This window comes from Sphingobium sp. TKS, from assembly GCF_001563265.1.
GTDB lineage: Bacteria > Pseudomonadota > Alphaproteobacteria > Sphingomonadales > Sphingomonadaceae > Sphingobium.
This window is the reverse complement of record NZ_CP005083.1, coordinates 2,780,463-2,800,282: the sequence shown is the minus strand read 5'-3', so window position 1 is coordinate 2,800,282 and position 19,820 is coordinate 2,780,463. Positions and strand designations below refer to the sequence as shown.

Here is a 19,820-nt window from a genome sequence, read left to right as displayed (position 1 = left end):
TCTTATTCGCCGGCTGCGTTATCCGCCGGTTCCAGTTCATCCTTATAGAGCAGCATGACCGAGCCGTCCTGCCCGCCCACGACCCGGATCGGCAGGCTGAGTTGCAAGGCGGATAGGAATTCCTTGCTGTCGGTGATGCGGAAACGGCCGCCGATGCGGAGCGACGAGACACGGGTATCCCCGATCAGGATGGGCGCCGCGCGGTAGCGGTTGAATTCACTGGCCGCCTGTTCGATCGTTTCACCGTCCAGTTCGACCATCTGCTCGCGCCAGGCGGTGCGCTGGCCGATCAGGCGCGAGTCGAGATGGGTGAGCGAAACGCTGCGCGGCTGGATGACGGCGCCGCTGCCCGCGCTGACTTGCTGGGCCAGCTTGTTGCCCGAATGGACAGTGACAATTCCCTGCGTGACCGTCAGTTCGACCATGGAGGGGCGCAGGCGCACGTTGAAGGCGGTGCCGACAGCGCGGATGACGGCTGAACGGGCCTCCACGTCGAAGGGGCGCGAGCGGTCGTGCGCGACATCGAACGAGGCTTCGCCCTTGAGAATGCGGACTTTGCGGCCATGATCGGTGAAGCGGACCTCTGCGGCGCTGTCGCTGTTGAGGTGCAGGGTGGAGCCGTCATTGAGCGCGATGTCGCTGATCTGGCCGATCCGGGTTTCGTAATGATCCACGCCGCTGAAGGTGCGGACGGTGACGATCGCGGCGACGATGAACAGCATCACCGCGACGGCGGCGGCGATCATGATGTTGCGCGACAGGCGGCGCTGCTGTTCCTCGCTGACTATGGCTTCCAGCGGAGGCAGGTTGACCTCGGCGGCGGCACTCTTCAGGCGCTCGGCCGCTTCCCAGGCGGCTTCGGCCCGGGCGAACGCCACGGCATGGCGGGGGTCCGATTCGATCCAGCGGCAGAATTCGGCTTCGTCCTGCGCGCTGGGGTCGCAATTAAGCCTTGCCAGCAGGCGCGCGGCTTCCGCCTCGATCTTGTCCCTGCTTTCGTAGCCCGAATCTGGTCCCGACGCCCGCACGTTCGAAATCCGTTTCCTCACGTTCCGCCCAGGCCCGCATAACTATTGCGATCGCTTTGGCCAGATGTTTTTCAACAGTAGAAACGGATAGAGACATCTCCTCCGCTATTTCCAGCATCGATTTTTCGTGGATACGGCGAAGAATGAAGACCCGGCGGCATTGTGTCGGCAGCGAATCGACGATTGCTTCGACCTGGCGCAAAGCTTCGCGGGCGTGGAGCTGCGCTTCCACATTATTTTCGCCCTGCAGCAATTCCAGGTCGGCAATGGTTTCGAAACTGACCACCTTGTTGCGGCGGGCCGTGTCGATCACCAGATTGCGGGCGATCGTGAAGAGATACGCCCGGCCCGTGGTCACATTTTCCCAATTTTCAGTGGCATAGGCGCGGGCGAGAACCTCCGCGACCATGTCTTCCAGTTCCTGATTGGCAGGAAGTATCCGCCTGAGCCGCCCCCGGAGAGCAGCTTCCTGTGGCAGGATCACTGTCTTGAACCATTCCAGCTTAGCGCGAACCCTGTGCACGTTGACCCCCTTGATGTCAGCCGCGCCTCTCCCGATTTCATCTGTTTGTCATAGTTCAATCATGGATGCAGGAGCCTGTCCAGCGATTGCCGGCGCATTATTTCCCGTTTCTGTGGAAAACTGACTCTCTGTTGCCAAAATGCGTCGATCAGCCCGGCGGGATTTCCGGCGGGGCGCGATCGGGCTGATCGAAATCCGGTCCTTCGGGTATGATTTCCGGCGGTTCGCCGGCGGGCGTCTCTTCGGGCGTGGTGGGCGCGGGCGTTTCCGGCGGCGATTGCGGCTCGATGATGTCCGGTGGGGGGATGCCGTCGGGGGCGGGATCGGGTTGGGTAGCCATGGCTGTTTCTCCTTGATATGGGCTACGCGCAGGCTGGCGCGGGGTTCCCTTGGGAGTTATCCACCAGTTATCCACAGGCTTGGCCTCTGGGCCTTGCTTCGAGAGACTCTTTTCTCTATGCCGCGCCGACCGGCGACCGATGCGGGCGTGGCGAAATTGGTAGACGCGCCAGATTTAGGTTCTGGTATCGCAAGATGTGGGGGTTCGAGTCCCTTCGCCCGCACCAGTGCGCCAGGACGTGGAGCAGCGCCAAGCGCCAACGAAATTCAGCTTTAAGAAAGCGTTTGAGAGAAGAGATGCAGACTGTCGAGACGTTGAACGAGGGCCTGAAGCGCGCCTACACCGTGACCATCACGTCGAAGGACATCGACGCCCGTGTGGAAAAGGAAGTCGCCGCGATCGCGCCGCAGGTACGGATGCCGGGCTTCCGCCCTGGCAAGGTGCCCGCCAATCTCGTCAAGAAGATGCATGGCGAATCGCTGCAACGCGACGCGCTGAACAGCTCGATCCAGGACAGCATTCAAAAGCTGATCGCGGACAACAAGCTGCGTCCCGCGATGCAGCCCTCCGTCGAGCTGGATGAAACTTTCGAATTCGGCAAGGATGCGGAGATCAAGGTGGCGCTGGAAGTGCTGCCCGAAATCGCCGCGCCGAGCGTCGAAGGGTTGAAGCTGGAACGCCTGACCGTCGAAGTCGCTGACGAGCAGGTTGACGAAGCCGCGGGCCGCATCGCGACCCAGCAGGGCGCGCTGGAAGAGCATGCCGCTTCGCACAAGGCGAAGGACGGCGACACGCTGACCATCGATTTCGTCGGCAAGATCGACGGCGAAGCCTTTGAAGGCGGTTCGGCCGAAGACGTGAAGCTGAAGATCGGTTCGGGCCAGTTCATTCCGGGCTTCGAAGAGCAGCTTGCCGGAGTCAAGAAGGGCGATGAGAAGACCATCACCGTCACCTTCCCGGAAGATTATGGCGCCGCCCACCTCGCCGGCAAGGCCGCAACCTTCGACATCACCGTCAAGTCGATCCTGAACGCTGACAAGCCCAAGCTGGACGATGATTTCGCCAAGTCGCTGGGTCTGGAAGGTCTGGACAAGCTCAAGGAGCTGCTGAAGGGCCAGATTGAGCAGGAACATAACGGCCTGACCCGCACGCATATGAAGCGCAAGCTGCTCGACCAGCTCGCCGCTTCGCACGACTTCGACGTGCCGCCGAGCATGGTGGAAGCCGAATTCAACCAGATCTGGGCGCAGCTTCAACATGAAGCCGGCCATGAGGAAGATCCGGAAGCGGCTCTGGCCGAGATGGAAGCGGAGAAGGAAGATTATCGCGGCATCGCGGTGCGCCGCGTCCGCCTGGGCCTGCTGCTCTCGGAAATCGGCCAGGCCAATGGCGTTGTCGTCAACGATCAGGAAATGAACCGCCTGATCATGCAGGCTGCGCAGCAGTACAGCCCGCAGGACCGCGAGCGTTTCGTGCAATATGTCCGTCAGGATCCGATGGCCGCGGCTCAGCTCCGCGCCCCGCTCTATGAGGACAAGGTCGTCGACTTCCTGTTCGAAAAGGCGGAGATCACCGATCGAGCCGTCAGCCGTGAAGAGCTGGAAGCCGCGATCGAGGCCGAAGACGGCGATCTGAAGCCGCACGTCCATGGTCCGGGCTGTGGTCATGACCATGACCATGACGAAAAGCCCAAGGCGAAGAAGGCTGCTCCGAAGAAGAAGGCCGCTGAAGCTGAAGAGGCTCCGGCTGCTGAGGTGGCCGAAGAGGCTCCGGCCAAGAAGGCTCCGGCGAAGAAGGCTCCCGCCAAGCAGGACGAGGCCGTGGCTGAGGAAGCTCCTGCCGATGACAAGCCCAAGGCCAAGAAGGCTCCGGCCAAGAAGGCAGCCGCCAAGGCTTAATAAGGCCGCTTCGGTCTGAATGGATAAGCGCCCGGCTTCGCAAGGAAGTGCGGGCGCTTTTCATTTCTGCCGCGACATGGCAGATGAAATTTTAATCAAGCCCGTTCATGTCGACAGGGACGGGGCGGTAATAAGGTTTGCGTGTCGATGAAGGAATTTCCGGCAGTGGAAAGCGGGGAGGCGGTCGCAAGCCCACGGATAGCGGTCATCCTTCCCTGCTATAATGAGGCTGGCGCGATCGTTCAGACGGTGGAGGATTTTCGCCGCGCGTTGCCGACCGCTGAAATCTATGTCTTCGACAACAACAGCAGCGATGGGAGCCGCGAGCTTGCCGCCGGGGCAGGGGCTATCGTCCGCTGCGTGGCGCAGCAGGGCAAGGGCCATGTCGTCCGCCGCATGTTCGCGGATGTCGATGCGGACATCTATATCATGGCCGATGGTGATGCGACCTATGAGGCCGCCGCCGCGCCGCGGATGGTCGCGGCGATGCTGGAAGACAATCTCGACATGGTCGTCGGCTCGCGCAGGAGCGAGATCGAGGAAGCCTATCGCCGGGGCCATCGCTTTGGCAATTGGGCGCTGACCAGCCTGTTGAAGCAGCTTTTCGGACGCAGCTTCACCGACATTCTTTCGGGCTATCGCGTCTTTTCCCGGCGGTTCGTGAAAAGCTTCCCGGTTCTTTCCGCCGGTTTCGAGATCGAGACGGAAATCAGCGTCCATGCGCTGGAGCTCGCCATGCCTGTGGCGGAGGTGGTCACCGCCTATGGGGCGCGGCCGGAAGGGTCGGTCAGCAAGCTTTCCACCTATCGTGACGGGTGGCGCATCCTGCGCACGATCATCACGCTTTATCGCATCGAACGGCCGGTCCTCTTCTTTGGGATCATCGCTGCGCTGCTGGCCGCGACCGGGCTGATCCTGGCGGCTCCGCTGATCCTCACTTATATGAAGACGGGCCTTGTGCCGCGTTTCCCCACCGCCATATTGGTGACGGGCCTGATGATCCTTGCCACCTTGTCGGGCATGTGCGGCCTCATCCTCGATACCGTCGTGCGCGGCCGGCGGGAGGTGCGGCGGCTCGCCTATCTCGCCTTCAAGGCGCCATCCGATTTCGCCCGGCGCGACTGATTTCGCGCGGGGCATTTGCCCGATCTCACCTGCGTTTCACGCGACCCCTTGAACAGTCTGCATTTTGTCCCGATGTAGTGAACGGGCAAAAGCAATCACCCTGAAAGAGCAAAATGACCGAAATCATGTCCGATCCCATGGCCGCTCTGGTCCCCATCGTTATCGAACAGTCCAACCGGGGCGAGCGCAGCTTCGACATTTTTTCGCGCCTTCTGCGCGAACGGATCATCTTCGTCACCGGTCAGGTCGAGGATCATATGGCCTCGCTGATCGTGGCCCAGTTGCTGTTCCTTGAGTCGGAAAATCCGAAGAAGGACATCTGGATGTACATCAACTCGCCCGGCGGCGTGGTGACGTCCGGCATGGCGATCCACGATACGATGAAATATATCCGGCCGCAGGTGGGCACCGTCTGCATCGGTCAGGCCGCCTCCATGGGCAGCTTCCTGCTCGCCGCTGGCGAGCCGGGCAAGCGGATCGCGCTCAGCAACGCCCGGATCATGGTCCACCAGCCCTCGGGCGGCGCGCAGGGCATGGCGTCGGATATCGAGATTCAGGCCAAGGAAATCCTGCGAATCCGCAGCCGCCTGAATAATCTCTACGTGGAATATACCGGCCGTTCGCTGGAGGAAGTGGAACGGGCGATGGACCGCGATACCTTCCTGGAAGCAGAGGAAGCCAAGGCGTTCGGTCTGGTCGACGAAGTGTTTGACCGCCGCCCAGCCGCGGCGGACACGAGCGAAGGCTAAACCCGATGTTTACCGCCCGCGCCCTTTTCTCCCCTTGTGAAACGGGCGCGTCGCGGTCTAGGATGATCCTAGGACCAGAATATCCCTCGTCACAGGCGGCTGTTCGCCTGAAAGAGGGAAGAGAGATTGGCGAATGACTAAGCTTACGGGCTCCGATTCTAAAAGCACGCTTTACTGCTCCTTCTGCGGCAAGTCGCAGCATGAGGTGCGTAAGCTGATCGCGGGGCCGACCGTGTTCATCTGCGACGAGTGCGTGGAACTGTGCAACGACATCATCCGCGAGGAGACCAAGGGCGGTCTCGTCGGCAAGAAGGATGGCGGCGTGCCGACCCCGCAGGAAATCTGCGATGTGCTGGACGATTATGTGATCGGCCAGAACCGGGCAAAGCGCGTCCTGTCGGTCGCCGTCCACAACCATTACAAGCGCCTCAACCATGGCACCAAGCCGGGCGAGGTCGAGCTGGCCAAGTCGAACATCCTGCTGGTCGGGCCTACCGGTTGCGGCAAGACCCTGCTCGCGCAGACGCTGGCCAAGACGTTCGATGTGCCCTTCACCATGGCCGACGCCACGACGCTGACCGAAGCGGGCTATGTCGGTGAGGATGTCGAGAATATCATTCTCAAGCTGCTCCAGGCCTCCGACTATAATGTCGAGAAGGCGCAGCGCGGCATCGTCTATATCGACGAAATCGACAAGATCAGCCGCAAGGCGGAGAATCCCTCCATCACCCGCGACGTGTCGGGGGAGGGCGTTCAGCAGGCGCTGCTCAAGTTGATGGAAGGCACGACCGCTTCGGTTCCGCCCCAGGGTGGCCGCAAGCATCCGCAGCAGGAATTCCTGCAGGTCGACACGACCAACATCCTGTTCATCTGTGGCGGCGCGTTCGCAGGTCTGGAACGGATCATCGGTGACCGTCTGGAAGCCAAGTCGATCGGTTTCGGCGCCCATGTCGCGGCTCCTGAGGAACGCAAGACCGGCGAATTGCTGCGTCAGAGCGAGCCGGAGGATCTGCTGAAATTCGGCCTGATCCCCGAATTTGTCGGCCGTCTGCCGGTCATCGCGACGCTGGAGGATCTGGATGTGACCGCTCTGGTCAAGATCCTGATCGAACCGAAGAACGCGCTGGTGAAGCAATATCAGAAGCTGTTCGACATGGAGAATGTGGAACTCAGCTTCACCGACGACGCGCTGACCGCGATCGCCAAGAAGGCGATCGAGCGCAAGACCGGCGCGCGCGGGCTTCGCTCGATCCTGGAGGCGATCCTGCTCGACACTATGTTCGACCTGCCTTCGATGGAAGGCGTAGGCGAAGTGGTCGTCGACAAGGATGTGGTCGCGGGCAGCAAGGAACCGATTCGCGTGTTCAGCGAGAAGGACAAGCGGGCCGAAGACGCGGCCTGAATCCATCCTTTGACAGTTTGAAATTTGGGGTCGGCGGTGCTTCGCCGGCCCCTTTTTTATGCCTGTATCGCAACCGCACAAAAAATCCTGCTGCGTTGCAAAATTGCACCACTGTTAAACAGTGGCATCGCAATATAATTAAATTGTTTAATATCAATAATTTATATGAGTCATTTCAAGTCCCTCATGTCCCACTTGGTCTGGCTGAGGCGGCCGATGACTGATGGCTGTTATATTGTCGTAAAACTGTAATCAGAGCATCACAGGGCCGTCGCCATCGGCCGCCACAGGCGGCGCCAGCTCCACAGAGCAAAATAAAGCCGGCGCGACGCGCCAAACTTTAAAAGGGACAATGTTCAAATGAAACAGCTTCTTATGTGCAGCGCCGCGCTTGTCGCCGTGGCTGCACCAATCGCCGCGTTCGCGCAGTCGACGGGTTCGATTGACTTTGAGAATGAGATCATCGTGACGGGCGCGACTACCCCGAAGGGGCTCGCCGGCGTTGAACTGCCCGAAACGAGCAAGGCTCGTGGCGTTCTGAATCAGGAAGTCATTGAGCGCCAGATTCCGGGGCAATCGGTCAACGACATCATCAACCTGCTGCCCGGCGTCAGCTTTCAGAATAACGATCCCTTCGGTTCGGCCGGCGGCACCATGTATATCCGCGGCTTCGACAATACCCGCATTTCGCAGACGTTTGACGGCGTTCCGCTGAACGACTCCGGCGGCTATTCGATCTATTCCAGCCAGCAGCTCGATTCCGAACTGATCGAGCAGGTCAACGTCAATCTCGGCACGACCGATGTGGACAGCCCTACGGCAGCGGCGACGGGTTCGACGGTCAACTACCGCACCCGCAACCCCACCGACGATTTCAGCGTGAAGGTCGTTGGCTCGGCTGGCGATTTCTCCTTCTTCCGCATGTTCGGATCGATCGATACCGGCGTGTTCACGCCCTGGGGCACCAAGGCTTTCTTCGCAGCCAGCAAGGCGACCAACGACACCATCTTCAATAATCGCGGCGAGATCAGCAAACAGCAATATAATGCCAAAATCTATCAGCCGATCGGTGACAATGGCGATTTCATCGCCATCGCGGCGCATTATAACGAAGCCTATAATAACCGCTTCGGTTCGGTGACGTTCCGCAACGACGGCGTGGGCGCCGTGCCCAGCCGTTTTCCGAACAATCGCGACGAGCGCGACTATGTGATCCCCTATTGCACCACGCAGATGCCGGCGATCGCGGGCGTTGCGGATGCCGCGACGAGTTGCGGCTCGACCTTCGATGAGCGCGTCAACCCGTCGAAGACTGGCAATATCCGCATCAATTCCCGCTTCACGCTGGCGGACAATCTGATCCTGACGGTCGATCCGAGCTTCCAATATGTGCGTGCCAATGGCGGCGGTACGGCGACGGCGCGTGAAGGGTTCCGCGATATCAATCCGGGCAGCGGCGTGACCAATGCGGTCGGTTATCTCGGCGGCAGCCCCTATTTCGGCTATGACGTCAATGGCGACGGCGATCTGCTGGACTCGATCCGCGTGCTCGCACCCAGCGAAACCAACACCCGCCGCTATGGCCTGATCGCTTCGTTGCGCTATAATTTCTCCGAGGATCAGTCGGTCCGAATCGCGTACAGCCTTGATTATGCGCGGCATCGCCAGACCGGCGAGACCGAGTTCCTGCGTAATGACGGCCAGCCGCTGCACGCTTTCCCGGAAGAAGGAAATCCGCTCAAGGACGCGACGGGTTCGATCCTGCAGAAGCGCGATCGCTTCTCCAAGGCGATCCTCAATCAGCTCGCCGGCGAATATCGCGGCAAGTTCGACGCGCTGACGGTGACGGCTGGCGTGCGCGCACCTTTCTTCAAGCGCGACCTCAACAATTATTGCGCGACGTCGAGCGCCACCGGCTTTGTCGAATGCTTCGGCACGAACAGCGCGGGCGCGGCGCAATATGCGGCGCTCAACCCGACTATCCAGGGGCCGCAGCGCCGCGTCTTCAAATATAACAAGGTTTTGCCGAACATCGGCCTGACTTATGACGTGACCAATGCGCTGGGCGTGTTCGGCAATTATTCGAAGGGCTTGCAGGTTCCGGGCACGGACAATCTGTACAACAGCTTCTTCTTCGCACCCGACACGGCATCGGCCAAGCCGTCGCCCGAAACCACGGACAATTTCGACCTGGGCGTGCGCTACCGCAGCAGCAAGGTTCAGGCGCAGCTATCGCTCTGGTACACCATCTACCAGAACCGTCTGGCGTCGGCCTATGATCCGGAAACCGATCGCACGCTGTACCGCAATCTGGGCCGCGTCGACAAATATGGCATTGACGGCAGCGTTTCCTATCGCCCGATTCCGGAATTGGTCTTCTATGCCTTCGGTTCCTATCTGAAGTCGAAGATCAAGGATGACGTGTTGTACGGCGAATGCACCTCCGCCAACGTCTTGGCGGGCGTTGCGGGTTGTGCGGCTGCGGGTGATCCGATCTACGCCCAGACCAGCGGCAAGCGGGAATCGGGCGCGCCGGTCTACACCATCGGCGGTCGCGCGCAGGCGATCCTGGGTCCGGTCGAACTGGGCGTGCAGGTGAAGCGGACCGGTCCGCGCTACGTCAACGACCTCAACCGTCCGTTCACCCTGGGCGGCACCATCATCGGCGGCGTGGCCGTCAGCGGCGGCACGCAGGTCATGGATGCCAAGGCGCCTGCCTACACGCTGGTCGATCTGGATGCGCGTCTCAGCCTTGCGCCGCTGGGGATGGGCGACAAGACCTATTTGCAGCTCAATGTCAGCAATGTGTTCGACAAGCTTTATTATGGCGGCTTTGACGGGCGTCTCGATGCCGGCTTTGCCGCGGCCAGCAACCTGCCCTTCGTGCAGATCGGTTCGCCGCGCACCTTCATCGGTTCGGTGGTGTTCGGCTTCTAAGCGGCCATTTTCGTAACGGAAAAGAGAGGGCGCGGAGCGATCCGCGCCCTTTTCTTATTGGAGGCATCTGTCCAGGCCGTCGCGCTGGACGATGCCGATGCGGGCGGTGATGCTGTTGCCGTAGCGGCGGGTGAAGCCGTGCGGATCGATGGCCTCGCGCTTCTTGGGGAGGGGCAGGACGGCGGCGAGGCGGGCGGCTTCGGCGCGGGTCAGGCGCTGGGCGCCGTGGTGGAAATAGCGGATCGCGCCGGCCTGCGCGCCATAGGTGCCAATCCCGGTTTCCGCAACGTTGAGATAGACCTCCATGATCCGGCGCTTGCCCCAGATCGCTTCGATGAGGAGGGTGAACCAGGCTTCCAGCCCCTTGCGCAGAAAGCCGCCGCCCTGGAACAGAAAGACGTTCTTCGCCGTCTGCTGGCTGATGGTGGAGCCGCCCCGGATGCGGCCGCCGCTGGCGTTGTGGCGCATGGCCTGGGCGATGGCGACGGCGTCGAAACCGTGATGGCTGCAAAAGCGGCTGTCTTCGGCCGCGATGGCGGCGCGGGCCATGTTCGGGTCCATCTTGTCCAGGCTCATCCAGTCCTTGGTGATGCCATGGGGGTCGAACAGCATCGTCCATGTCACGGGCGGGGGGACGAAACGATAGATCACCACCATCAGCAGCGACAGGGCGACGAAACCGCCGAGAAGCTTGAGGGCGATACGCAGCCAGCGCGAACGGCGGTGAGGGGAGGCGGACTTTTTGGCGGTCATAGCGTCGTCGTAACGGGATCGCCGGGCGGTTCAAGCCCTGGCTTTTGGGCATGTGGGCGAGACGGGCGGCGGGATGGAGCGACGTGAAAGCGCCGGCTTCCTGAAGTGGAATGGGTGAGTGCATTTACTCCTTCACTTGCGCCCATCCCTGGCCCTCCGGCTTGCGGGGAGGGGAATAGCGGGGGATCAACGGTTATGTTTGCCCGATGATGCGAGGCTCGCGGACATAGGCAAATTCTCCTTCGCCCGTCCAGGCGCGTCCATCGGGAAAACGCAGCTCCAGCCCGGCCAGGTCGCGCTTGTCCGCCAACAGCATGTTGACCCCCATCAGCGTATTTCCGAACTTCGACGCCGCGCTGGCGGTCAGGTTGAAATGGGTCGTGGAACCGCAATTCTCGCAGAAGCGGATTTCCGCTGCCGGATCGGCCTTATCCTGTCTGCAATATCCCTTTGCCGGGCCATCGACGCTGACCTCCGACGGGTGGAAATAGCTCCAGCGGGCGCCGGTCTTGCTGCATAATGTGCAGTTGCATTCATTGATATATTCCGGTCGCTTGGCGAGTGTGACGCGGATTTGGCCGCAGAGGCAGGAAAGGTTCAGCATTTCAATCATGTATCAGCTCTGAAGTCCGCGCTCTATCCCTGACCGTTTTCAATTCTTATGCTTTGCCCATCCCAAAAAAGCCCCGGATCGCTCCGGGGCCATTTTTCTCAATGTGGACAGGATCAGGCAGTGGCAAGACGGGCGATCTTGCCCAGCTTGTCGCCCGCGATCCGCATCATCGCCTTTTGCAGCTTCTCGAAGGCACGGACCTCGATCTGGCGGACGCGTTCCCGCGACACGCCATAAACCTGGGAGAGTTCCTCCAGCGTCTTGGGCTCCTCGGCCAGGCGGCGTTCGGCCAGGATATGCTTCTCGCGGTCATTCAGGTCGTCCATCGCCTCGACCAGCATGTCGTGGCGCAGTTCGCTTTCCTGCCGGTCAGCGACGCGTTCGTCCTGCAACGGATCGGTGTCGGCCAGCCAATCCTGCCACTGGCCCTCGCCATCCTCGCGCATCGGCACGTTGAGCGACGTGTCGCCACCCATCGCCATGCGGCGGTTCATGGAGATGACGTCCTCTTTCGTGACGCCTAGATCGGTTGCGATCTTGGCCACGTCATCAGGATGCAGGTCGCCATCCTCGAACGCTTCGATATTGTTCTTCATCCGGCGCAGGTTAAAGAACAGCTTCTTCTGCGCTGCGGTGGTGCCCATCTTCACGAGGGACCAGGACCGCAGGATGAATTCCTGGATCGACGCGCGAATCCACCACATGGCGTAGGTCGCCAGGCGGAAACCGCGATCCGGCTCGAACTTCTTCACGCCCTGCATCAGGCCGATATTACCCTCGGAAATCAGCTCGCTGACCGGCAGCCCATAGCCGCGATAGCCCATGGCGATCTTCGCCACCAGGCGCAGATGCGACGTCACAAGCTGCGCAGCGGCCTCTGAGTCCGCATGCTCGGCATAGCGCTTCGCGAGCATATATTCCTGCTCGGGCGTCAGAATCGGAAATTTGCGGATTTCCGACAGATAGCGGTTGAGGCTGGCTTCACCGCCCAGCGCAGGAACCGCGGGGACATTGGTCTTTCCGGCCATGTCGTCACCTTTCCCTTTCATGCGCGGCGGAACCCAGAAGAGGCGTTCGAAGCGCCGTCGCAAACTTATCCAAATCTATACGTGAAGCTCGCTTAACAGTTCCTGCATATCGGCAGGGAGTTGGCTGTCGAAGCTGAGTGCCTCACCCGTTACCGGATGTATGAACCCAAGCCTTTTTGCGTGCAATGCCTGCCTTTTGAAACCCAGCGTTTCCAGTATCGATTTGAAACCTTTTCTTTCTCTACCGTAAACCGGATCCCCGATCAAGGGGTATCCCAGATGCGCCATATGGACGCGAACCTGGTGCGTGCGCCCGGTTCCCAGCCTGCATTCGACGAAAGCCGCGCCACGCAGCTTCTGCAACGTTCGGTAATGGGTAACGGCATGTTTGCCGCGTCCTTCCCGATGAACGGCCATTTTCTTTCGATCAGCGTCGGAACGGCCGATCCATGTATCCACCGTCCCGGATGCCGGATGAGGCACGCCATAGACGATGGCGGCGTAAAGCCGGTCGATGCTATGCGCCTGAAACTGCTGAGCGAGCCTTTCATGGGCACGGTCTGACTTGGCAACGACCAAAAGGCCGGAAGTATCCTTGTCGATGCGATGAACGATGCCGGGGCGGGCCACGCCGCCGATGCCGGAAAGCTGCCCCTGGCAATGGTGGAGCAGCGCATTGACCAAGGTGCCGTCCAGATTGCCTGCCGCGGGATGGACGACAAGGCCTGCGGGCTTGTCGATGACGATCAGGTCGACATCCTCATGGACGATGACGAGCGGAATGTCCTGCGCGATCGCTTCCGCCTCGACCGGAGGGGGGAGGGTGATGGCGAAGGCCTGGCCCGCCGCAACTTTCATGGAAGGGTTGGGGGAACGGCCGGAGGTCGTCACCTGGCCGTCGACAATCAGGCTTTTCAGCCGTTCGCGCGACAATATAGGCAGCAGGTCAGCCAGCGCCTTGTCCAGCCGCATGCCATCCTGCGCTTCACCAATCACTGCTTCTAAGATGGAAACCCCCAAATTCATTGCGTAGGAAAGTAGGAATGAAGGTCAGAATTTCAAGAGGCATATTGGAACAAATCATGTCCGAAGCGGCGGCTGACCCCCATGAGGTCTGCGGGCTGCTTCTGGGCGAGGCGGGGCGGATCGCGGAGAGCCGGCCCGCCGCCAATGTCGCGCCCGATCCGGCGCGGCATTTCGAGCTGGACCCGGCGGTGCTGATCGCGGCGCATCGGGCGGCGCGGGCGGGCGGGCCTCAGATATTGGGGCATTATCATTCGCATCCGGGCGGCGTGCCGGTTCCTTCGGCCACCGACGCGGCCTGCGCCGTGGCGGACGGCAGTTTGTGGTTGATCGTCGGGGGAGGCGTGACGCGGCTCTGGGTTTCGACGGGAAGGCAGGAAAATGCACGATTTGTTGAGGCTTCGCTCGATATCTTGTGAGCGAAAGGCGGCAGGCCGGGCTTGCATCATGCAACAGGGCAGCGCATTAGCCATTCATTCCCTTCCCGATTTTCTTTCCGGCGGCAGCGAAACTTCATGATCAATCCGACAGACAGCATCGAAACCGGCAGCATCGAATTTGCCAGCCTGCTCTGTTCGCGGCTGTGCCACGACCTTTTGAGCCCTGTCGGCGCGCTCAACAACGGGCTGGAGCTGATGGCGGATGAGACGGACCCGGAAATGCGGCAACGCTGCCTGGATCTGTTGGCGGACAGCGCCAAGACATCGGCCAACAAGCTCAAATTCTTCCGGTTGGCCTTCGGGTCGGCGGGCGGTTTCGGTGACGCCGTGCCGACGCATGAGGCGCGGGTGGCGATCGAGGGCATGTTCGCCGCTACGGGGCGGGTGAAGATCGGCTGGCTGGTCGAGGACGACATGCTCGACAAGCTGCCGGTGAAGGTGCTGCTGAACCTGGCATTGATTGCCGGGGATGCGCTGGTGCGGGGCGGGCAGCTCGACATCGGTGCGGAAAAGCGGCCGGGCGTCACGGAAATCGTCGTGCGGGCGGAAGGGCCAAGGCTGGTGCTCGATCCCGATCTGCGGGCGGCGCTGGCGGGAACCTTGCCGCCGGAAGGGCTGGCTTCGCGGACATCGGCGGCCTGGATGGTGAGGGCGCTGGTTACAAATGCCGGGGGTGAGATCGCCCTTTCGCCCGCTGGCGAGCCGGTGCTGTTGTTCGGCGCCTCTATTCCCGACGCGCGTTAAGCGGTCGCTTCCTTCACCAACAGGGCGATGAGATCGGCGGCGGGCAGGGCGCGAGCCAGGGGCGCTCCTTGGCCGGCCCATTGCGCGCCGAAGCCGCCTTCGCCCTTGGCTTTTGCTGCGGCGTTGAGGGCTTTTCCAGCATCATAGGCGATCGGATAGGCTGGGGGCTCCAGCCTTGCTTCGGCACCCCAGGCGGTGAAGCGATTGGCGAGGCAGCGGGCAGGGCGGCCCGATATGGCGCGGGTCATGATGGTGTGATGGGCTGCCGGGCTGGCGAGGGCGGTGCGATAGGCTTCATCGGCGCTGCTTTCCGGGCAGGCGATGAAGGCCGTGCCGAGTTGCGCGGCGACAGCGCCAAGGTTTAGCGCGGCGCCTATGCCCTGTCCGTCCATGATGCCGCCGGCGGCGATCACCGGCAGGCCGGACCGGGCGGCGAGCAGGCGGGTAAGGGCGAAAGTGCCGAGTTGATCGTCGGGCGCTTCGGGATCGAAGGTGCCGCGATGGCCGCCTGCCTCATAGCCCTGCGCGACTATGGCGTCGATGGCCGCCTCTTTTGCGGCATGTGCTTCGTCTAAATTGGTTGCGGTGGCGAGCAGGAGGCATCCGGCTTGCTTGAGTGCCGCGATGCGCGTCGGATCGGGCAGGCCGAAGTGGAAGCTGACGACGGGCGGGGCGAGATCCACGAGGGCGGCGAGCATCGCGTCGTCCTCCACGAAGCTGCGGTAGATTTCGTGGAGGCTGGTTGGCGGCTGGGCATCATAGCTGTGGAAGATCGGCGCCAGGGCGGCGAGCCATACCGCTTCCTTGGCTGGATCGCTGCGCGCGGGCGCATGGGTGAAGAGGTTGACATTGAATGGACGGCGGGTCTGCGTGCGGACGGCCTCTATCATGGCGCGGGCGCCTGCCGCGTCGGTCGCGCCAACCGCGATCGAGCCGAGCGCGCCGGCATTGGAGACGGCGGCGGCCATGGCGGGTGTCGAGACGCCGGCCATCGGCGCCTGGATGATAGGATGGGTCAGGCCCAGCGACTCGATGAGCGACATCTTCCGATTTTTGAGCATGGTGGCGCATCATGCAACCGTGGGTTGAAGCGCTTGGCCCTCAGGTGGCTTGTCCATCGGCTTGCTGTGCCAGGCCAAACCCTCGCCGTTCCATTTGCCTGAGCAGCTCCGTCAAGGGAATTTCGATATATTTATGTGCGATGACGCCCGCGACGATGGAGGCGAGGATCGCGATGACGGCGCCGCCTGCATGATCCTGACCGAAGAACAACAAGGCCGGGAGCAGGATGAATAGATGCGACAGATAGATGGCGTAGGAGGCTTCGCCAAGGAGCGTGGGTAATGGCCAATCCTTCAACTTGTGGTCGAGTGAGCGGGCCGAGGCCAGAATCAGGGCGACGGGTGCGGTGACGGTAAGCGGGCGGATATCTGTCCACTGCGGCGCCAGGGCAAGAAGAAGGAAGCCGAGCGGCGTTAGCCATCCGGGCAGCCGGAAATCGAAATGGGCGATCAGCATGCCGACGACGAAATCGAGAAGGATGGGCTGGCCATAATAGGCGGCCAAGGGCGGAGGATCCGGGAACTGGCTGATGCACGACGCCAGGATGAGGATCGATGCCAGTGCGGGAATGGCGATTCTGCGGGGCACAGGCAGGAAGAGCGCGAACAGGGCGTAGAAGGCCATTTCGAAATTGAGCGTCCAGCCGACCGGCAGGACAGGACCGTCGGCAATGCCCATGGATGGCAGGAAGAGCATGGAGGACAGGATTTTCCACCCATTTTCCTCGCCTGTGCCGATCACGACGCAGGCGGTCGCGATCCAGTAAAGCGGTGCGATCCGTCTGACTCGCCGCCAGAAAAAGGATGCCGGATCGGGTGGTGATGCCGATGTGGATATGACCATCACATAGCCGGAAATCCCGAAAAACAGCCCCACGCCTTCTCTCAGCCATCGGGTCATTGCGGGATCGTCTGCCGACATCAGATGGTAGGAGAAGACATGATAGGTGACGACCATCACCGCCGCGATCATGCGCAGATAATGGATGGATCGGATGCGGTGGGAACCGGGCGGCATAGGCGGTTCCTCGCAGGCATCAGTAAATCTGCGGTAAACTCTTGTACCGATGGGTGATTTTCTTCACGCGATGCGATCGAGAAGGCAAAGAAAAAGGCCCGGCCGCCTGCGCGACCGGGCCTTTTTCCCGAAACAGTCCCGAAAAAAATCAGGCGCTGTAGTACATGTCGAATTCGACCGGCGAGGGAGCCATTTCCCAGCGGTATACTTCGGGCCACTTCAGTTCGATATAGGCATCGATCTGGTCCTTGGTGAACACGTCGCCCTTCAGCAGGAACTCGTAATCGGCTTCCAGGCTGTTCAGCGCTTCACGCAGCGAGGCGCAAACGGTAGGCACCTGGCTCAGTTCTTCCGGCGGCAGGTCATAGAGATTCTTGTCCATCGCGGCGCCCGGATGGATCTTGTTCTCGATGCCGTCGAGGCCAGCCATCAGCAGCGCGGCGTAGCACAGGTACGGGTTGGCCATCGCATCGGGGAAGCGGAACTCGACGCGCTTCGCCTTGGCACCGGCGCCGTAGGGAATACGGCAGGAGGCCGAACGGTTGCGAGCCGAATAGGCCAGCAGAACCGGGGCTTCGAAGCCCGGCACCAGACGCTTGTAGCTGTTGGTGGTCGGGTTGGTGAAGGCGTTCAGAGCCTTGGCGTGCTTGATGACGCCGCCGATGAAGTAGAGGCACATGTCGGACAGGCCGGCATAGCCTTCGCCCGCGAACAGCGGCTTGCCCGCGTCCCAGATCGACATGTGGGTGTGCATGCCCGAACCATTGTCCTGCGCGATCGGCTTCGGCATGAAGGTCGCGGTCTTGCCATAGGCCTGGGCGACCATCTGCACGACATATTTATAGATCTGCATGCGATCGGCGGTCTGGACCAGCGTGCCGAAGGTCAGGCCGAGTTCGTGCTGGGCAGCGGCCACTTCATGGTGGTGCTTGTCGCAGGGCAGGCCCATTTCGAGCATGGTCGAAACCATTTCGGCGCGGATGTCGGTGCAGGGATCGACCGGCGCGACGGGGAAATAGCCGCCCTTGGCGCGCGGACGGTGGCCCAGGTTACCGCCTTCATATTCCTTGCCGGTGTTGGTCGGCAGTTCGATGTCGTCGATCTTGAAGTAGCTCTGCGAATAGTCATTCTCGAAGCGCACGTCGTCGAACATGAAGAATTCGGCTTCCGGGCCGACATAGACGGTGTCACCGAAACCGGCCGACTTGACGAAGGCTTCGGCGCGCTTCGCGGTCGAACGCGGGTCGCGGCTGTACAGTTCGCCGGTGTCGGGCTCGACGATGTCGCAGAAGATGATTAGCATCGGGGTGGCGCTGAACGGATCGACATAGACGGCGTCCAGGTCGGGCTTCAGGATCATGTCCGATTCGTTGATCGCCTTCCAGCCTTCGATCGACGAACCGTCGAACATCAGACCCTGGGTCAGTTCATCTTCGCCCAGCACCGAAGACACCATGGTCAGGTGCTGCCACTTGCCCTTGGGATCGGTGAAACGGACATCGACCCACTCGATCTCCTTTTCTTCGATCATCTTCAGGATGTCTTTAGGCGTGTTAGCCATGTGAACTTGCCCTTCTTTCAAAAATACCCCCCCAAAGGGGTGCGTTGATATGCGTCCGCCAAAAGCCCCTGGAAATCATCCCCTGCAAGCCGGCGAGAACCCGTAAAAATCAGATGGCGTCGCTGTCGCGCTCGCCGGTGCGGATGCGGACCGCGCCTTCGATGTTGGAAATGAAGATCTTGCCGTCCCCGATGCGGCCGGTCTGCGCGGCGGCCGAGATCGCCTCCACCACCCGTTCAGCGAGCGAATCGTCGACGACGACCTCCAGCTTCACCTTGGGCAGGAAGTCGACGACATATTCGGCGCCGCGATAGAGTTCGGTATGGCCCTTCTGGCGGCCGAAACCCTTGGCTTCCGTGACGGTGATGCCCGAAACGCCGACTTCGTGAAGGGCTTCCTTCACTTCATCGAGCTTGAACGGTTTGATGATCGCTTCGATCTTCTTCATCTTTAGATATCCCAACTCAAACGCGCGCCAAATGGCGGGTATGACCCCGCCTTTCGTTCCACTCGAGTGACGATCATCATGCCCCCCGAAGGCAAGCGCCGCCTCTCTTCCCAATCAATTACCGTGCCAAATAGCGAATCGCTGGAAACTGCTTTCTGCGATGCAGCAACTTTTGTCCATATTGCCCGGATTTCGGGCAATATCATGACGTTCTGCCCATTTTTTGGGCAGTGATCGATGATCAGAGCTTATAAGGCGGCGCGTCGAGACCCGCCGGGCTCTTGGTGAAGATCTCACAGCCGGTTTCGGTGATGCCGATGCTGTGCTCGAACTGCGCGGACAGGGTGCGGTCGCGCGTCACCGCCGTCCAGCCGTCCTCCAGCATCTTCACGCCGGGCTTGCCGATGTTGATCATCGGCTCGATGGTGAAGAACATGCCGGGTTTCAGTTCCGGGCCGGTGCCGGGGCGTCCGACATGGACGACCTCCGGACTGTCGTGGAACACGCGGCCCAGTCCATGGCCGCAGAAATCGCGGACGACGCCATAGCGGTGCTTTTCGGCATGCCGCTGGATGGCATGGCCGATGTCGCCCAGATGATTGCCCGGCTTCGCCTGCTCGATGCCCAGCATCAGGCATTCATAGGTGACCTCGACCAGCCGCCGCGCCTTGATCGGCGCTTCGCCGCAAATATACATGCGGCTGGTGTCGCCGTGCCAGCCATCGACCAGCGGCGTCACGTCGATATTGAGGATATCGCCTTCTTTCAGCTTCTGCTCGCCCGGAATGCCGTGACAGATGACATTGTTGAGCGAGATGCAGCAGCTATGCGTATAGCCGCGATAGCCCAGAGTCGCCGGCACGCCGCCGCCATCCAGCGTCATGCGGCGGACGATGTCGTCCAGTTCGCCGGTGGTGACGCCCGGCACGACATGCGGCACCAGCGCGTCCAGTATTTCCGCCGCCAGCCGCCCGGCCTTGCGCATGCCTTCGAAACCGGCCGCGTCATAAAGCTTGATCGCGGTCGAGCGGGAAATCGGCGCATCCGCCGTCATCGTCATATATTCGGTCATGGGCGTGATTATAAGCAGGGATGCGGCATAATGCGAGGGGGGCGGCTAGGCAGCGCG

At 61.2% G+C, this 19,820-nt stretch carries 19 protein-coding genes and 1 tRNA gene; 8 read left to right on the top strand and 12 right to left on the bottom strand.

Annotation, left to right across the window (positions count from 1 at the left end; genetic code table 11):
- Window positions 1-2: 2 nt before the first annotated feature.
- The 3 genes from K426_RS13915 to K426_RS13905 form a co-directional block, all read right to left on the bottom strand.
- Window positions 3-1,028 carry a FecR family protein gene (locus K426_RS13915; protein ID WP_066558139.1) on the bottom strand — a complete coding sequence of 342 codons (1,026 nt, stop codon included), beginning with the start codon at window positions 1,026-1,028 and terminating at the stop codon, window positions 3-5.
- On the bottom strand, window positions 946-1,551 hold the full coding sequence (locus K426_RS13910) for an RNA polymerase sigma factor (protein WP_066558136.1): 606 nt from the start codon (window positions 1,549-1,551) through the stop codon (window positions 946-948). Before K426_RS13910 ends, K426_RS13915 begins: the two co-directional genes overlap by 83 nt.
- A gap of 148 nt (window positions 1,552-1,699) precedes the next feature.
- The gene (locus tag K426_RS13905; RefSeq protein ID WP_066558130.1) at window positions 1,700-1,891 is read right to left on the bottom strand and encodes a hypothetical protein; all 192 of its coding nucleotides are present in this window, start codon (window positions 1,889-1,891) and stop codon (window positions 1,700-1,702) included.
- A gap of 141 nt (window positions 1,892-2,032) precedes the next feature.
- Between K426_RS13905 and K426_RS13900 the strand changes: the two genes are divergently transcribed.
- The 6 genes from K426_RS13900 to K426_RS13875 all read left to right on the top strand — a co-directional run bounded on the left by K426_RS13900 (window position 2,033) and on the right by K426_RS13875 (window position 10,002).
- Window positions 2,033-2,117, top strand: a tRNA-Leu gene (locus K426_RS13900).
- A 70-nt stretch (window positions 2,118-2,187) separates the two neighbouring features.
- The gene (tig, locus tag K426_RS13895; RefSeq protein WP_066558125.1) at window positions 2,188-3,789 is read left to right on the top strand and encodes a trigger factor; all 1,602 of its coding nucleotides are present in this window, start codon (window positions 2,188-2,190) and stop codon (window positions 3,787-3,789) included.
- 147 nt (window positions 3,790-3,936) lie between these two features.
- Complete coding sequence (locus K426_RS13890) at window positions 3,937-4,914, top strand: glycosyltransferase family 2 protein (protein ID WP_066558122.1); 978 nt, start codon at window positions 3,937-3,939, stop codon at window positions 4,912-4,914.
- Window positions 4,915-5,027: 113 nt separating this feature from the next.
- The gene (clpP, locus tag K426_RS13885; RefSeq protein ID WP_066558118.1) at window positions 5,028-5,663 is read left to right on the top strand and encodes an ATP-dependent Clp endopeptidase proteolytic subunit ClpP; all 636 of its coding nucleotides are present in this window, start codon (window positions 5,028-5,030) and stop codon (window positions 5,661-5,663) included.
- Between the two features lie 133 nt (window positions 5,664-5,796).
- Entirely contained in the window at window positions 5,797-7,065 is a 1,269-nt protein-coding gene (clpX, locus tag K426_RS13880) for an ATP-dependent Clp protease ATP-binding subunit ClpX (protein ID WP_066558115.1), read from the top strand.
- Between the two features lie 360 nt (window positions 7,066-7,425).
- Window positions 7,426-10,002, top strand: a complete 2,577-nt coding sequence (locus K426_RS13875; RefSeq protein WP_066558111.1) for a TonB-dependent receptor — start codon at window positions 7,426-7,428, stop codon at window positions 10,000-10,002.
- 54 nt (window positions 10,003-10,056) lie between these two features.
- Here K426_RS13875 and mtgA read toward each other — a convergent pair whose 3' ends face one another.
- The 4 genes from mtgA to K426_RS13855 form a co-directional block, all read right to left on the bottom strand.
- On the bottom strand, window positions 10,057-10,755 hold the full coding sequence (mtgA, locus tag K426_RS13870) for a monofunctional biosynthetic peptidoglycan transglycosylase (RefSeq protein WP_066558109.1): 699 nt from the start codon (window positions 10,753-10,755) through the stop codon (window positions 10,057-10,059).
- A gap of 193 nt (window positions 10,756-10,948) precedes the next feature.
- On the bottom strand, window positions 10,949-11,368 hold the full coding sequence (locus K426_RS13865) for a GFA family protein (protein WP_237229806.1): 420 nt from the start codon (window positions 11,366-11,368) through the stop codon (window positions 10,949-10,951).
- A 113-nt stretch (window positions 11,369-11,481) separates the two neighbouring features.
- Window positions 11,482-12,396: an RNA polymerase sigma factor RpoH gene (gene rpoH / locus K426_RS13860; protein WP_066561794.1), complete on the bottom strand. Its 915-nt coding sequence runs from the start codon at window positions 12,394-12,396 to the stop codon at window positions 11,482-11,484.
- A gap of 75 nt (window positions 12,397-12,471) precedes the next feature.
- Complete coding sequence (locus K426_RS13855; protein ID WP_066558106.1) at window positions 12,472-13,422, bottom strand: RluA family pseudouridine synthase; 951 nt, start codon at window positions 13,420-13,422, stop codon at window positions 12,472-12,474.
- A 17-nt stretch (window positions 13,423-13,439) separates the two neighbouring features.
- Here K426_RS13855 and K426_RS13850 point away from each other — a divergent pair, with 17 nt between their 5' ends.
- Both K426_RS13850 and K426_RS13845 read left to right on the top strand, forming a co-directional pair.
- Window positions 13,440-13,838: a Mov34/MPN/PAD-1 family protein gene (locus tag K426_RS13850; RefSeq protein WP_066558103.1), complete on the top strand. Its 399-nt coding sequence runs from the start codon at window positions 13,440-13,442 to the stop codon at window positions 13,836-13,838.
- 96 nt (window positions 13,839-13,934) lie between these two features.
- Window positions 13,935-14,603 (top strand): histidine phosphotransferase family protein, encoded by a 669-nt coding sequence (locus K426_RS13845; RefSeq protein ID WP_066558100.1) that lies wholly within the window; start codon window positions 13,935-13,937, stop codon window positions 14,601-14,603.
- On the opposite strand, the gene K426_RS13840 is transcribed toward K426_RS13845, so the two are convergent.
- The 5 genes from K426_RS13840 to map all read right to left on the bottom strand — a co-directional run bounded on the left by K426_RS13840 (window position 14,600) and on the right by map (window position 19,763).
- Window positions 14,600-15,646, bottom strand: coding sequence for an NAD(P)H-dependent flavin oxidoreductase (locus K426_RS13840; RefSeq protein ID WP_066561792.1), 1,047 nt, complete (start codon window positions 15,644-15,646; stop codon window positions 14,600-14,602). The two genes, K426_RS13845 and K426_RS13840, sit on opposite strands and share 4 nt — an antisense overlap.
- Window positions 15,647-15,704: 58 nt before the next feature.
- On the bottom strand, window positions 15,705-16,682 hold the full coding sequence (locus K426_RS13835; protein WP_066558097.1) for an acyltransferase family protein: 978 nt from the start codon (window positions 16,680-16,682) through the stop codon (window positions 15,705-15,707).
- Between the two features lie 148 nt (window positions 16,683-16,830).
- A complete protein-coding gene (gene glnA, locus K426_RS13830; RefSeq protein WP_066558090.1) occupies window positions 16,831-18,243 on the bottom strand; it encodes a type I glutamate--ammonia ligase in 1,413 nt (470 codons plus the stop codon).
- Window positions 18,244-18,352: 109 nt separating this feature from the next.
- Entirely contained in the window at window positions 18,353-18,691 is a 339-nt protein-coding gene (locus tag K426_RS13825) for a P-II family nitrogen regulator (protein WP_007685085.1), read from the bottom strand.
- A 241-nt stretch (window positions 18,692-18,932) separates the two neighbouring features.
- A complete protein-coding gene (gene map / locus K426_RS13820; RefSeq protein WP_066558087.1) occupies window positions 18,933-19,763 on the bottom strand; it encodes a type I methionyl aminopeptidase in 831 nt (276 codons plus the stop codon).
- Between the last annotated feature and the right edge of the window lie 57 nt (window positions 19,764-19,820).